Consider the following 1530-nt stretch of genomic DNA (forward strand, 5'->3'; position numbering starts at 1 on the left):
GTGCAGGGCGGCCTCGACCTTGCCCCGGTCATCACCCACCGCATCAAAATCGACGAGTTCCGCGACGGCTTCGAGGCGATGCGCTCCGGCAATTCCGGAAAGGTCGTCATGGACTGGTGAGGCTCAAAGGGCCGGCGTGATCCGGCCCGATCGACCCCCGTCCGAGAAAAATTGTCTTTTGTCACTAGAACTAAGAATGCGTTTTATGCACTATTGATCGTCCACCATGCAGGGAGCGCATGATAGCCGATGGAAGTACGCGATCTCGAGGCCTTTCTCGCCGTTATGTCGACGGGCAGCATCACCGGTGCCGCCCGCCTGCTCGACCGCTCGCAATCGCAGGTGACGCGCCTGATCCAGGACCTGGAGACGTCGCTTGGCTTCGCGCTGTTCGAGCGGAACGGCCCGAGGATCGCGCCGACCGACAAGGGCATTGCCTTCCATGAGGATGCGGAGCGTTTCGTCAGCGGCATCGGGCATCTGCGCAACCGCGCCAAGGCGATCGCCGGCAAGGAACCGGAGCCGATCGAGATCGCCGCGACCCCGGCCTTCGCGAGCGGCATCATTCCGATGGCGCTCGCCGCGCTGCCGGAGCATCTGCTGCCGCGCACGGTCAATCTGCGCAGCATGCCGGCCGAGGCGGCCGTGCAGTCGGTGTTTGCGCGCACGGCGGATTTCTGCGTGACCTCGCTGCCGGCCGATCAGCCGGGCCTGGAGGTGCAAGGCTTCTTCGAAGGGCGCTGCGTCGCCGCCGTGGCGCCGCACGATCCGCTGGCGGCGAAAGACGTGATCTCGATCGCAGATCTCGCCGGGCGCACCCTCGTCACCATGTCCAATCCGTTTCGGCTACGCCACAGCGTCGATGAAGTGCTCGATGCGGCCGGCGTGCGTCCCAATCGGATCATCGCGACCAACGCGGCGCAAAACGCTGTGCAAGTCGCATCGCTCGGCCTTGGCGTGGCGATCATCGAGCCGGCGACCGCCTATGGCCTGCAATCGGCGCCCATCGTCGTTCGGCCTCTCGACGTCGAGATCCCCTTCCTGTGGGCGATCCTGTCGGCCGGTTCGCGCCCGCTTTCCGCCGGCGTCCGGGAACTCATTCAACGGATAGCGGGGATCGCGTCGGAACGGATGCCGGATCTCATCGTGCACGATCCCAAGCAGATGGCGCGTATCGCCGAAAGGAGCTTTGCCGGCAGGAACGCCGGCAATGGTGCGCTGCCGGACAACCCGGCGGCGAAATAAAGGGGAGCAAAAAGCTCTGAACGCTCACATGGAAATTGAGCCTGCTAAAATGAGGAGAACGAGATGAACAATTTTGACGTTACCCGCCGATCGGCAATGAAGCTGTTGGCAGCCGGGGCGGGGGTGCTCGCGGCACCTTCGATCATCCGCCCGGCCTTCGCCCAGAGCAAGGTCGTCAACATCACGACCTACGACAAGTTCGTACCGCAGTCCTTCATCGACCAGTTCCAGAAGGATACCGGCATCGAGGTGCGCATCCGCCTGACCGACGACCAGGGCAAGCAG

At 63.9% G+C, this 1530-nt stretch carries 2 protein-coding genes and 1 pseudogene; all 3 read left to right on the plus strand.

Translation table 11 applies throughout. From position 1 onward, the window contains the following. A pseudogene (tdh, locus tag L981_RS34905) lies at positions 1 to 120 on the plus strand (L-threonine 3-dehydrogenase); the annotation flags it as partial. A 129-nt stretch (positions 121 to 249) separates the two neighbouring features. Next, a complete protein-coding gene (locus L981_RS32750) occupies positions 250 to 1245 on the plus strand; it encodes a LysR family transcriptional regulator (RefSeq protein ID WP_043627017.1) in 996 nt (331 codons plus the stop codon). A 63-nt stretch (positions 1246 to 1308) separates the two neighbouring features. Then, positions 1309 to 1530, plus strand: a 222-nt coding sequence (locus L981_RS32755; RefSeq protein ID WP_043627020.1) for a twin-arginine translocation signal domain-containing protein, incomplete at its 3' end; no start/stop codon positions are given.

This window comes from Ensifer sp. ZNC0028, from assembly GCF_000799055.1.
In the GTDB taxonomy this organism is placed as follows: Bacteria; Pseudomonadota; Alphaproteobacteria; order Rhizobiales; family Rhizobiaceae; genus Ensifer.

Coding starts and splice junctions, on each gene's coding strand:
- L981_RS32750 (WP_043627017.1), top strand. CDS start 250: ATGGAAGTACGCGATCTCGAGGCCTTTCTCGCCGTTATGTCGACGGGC.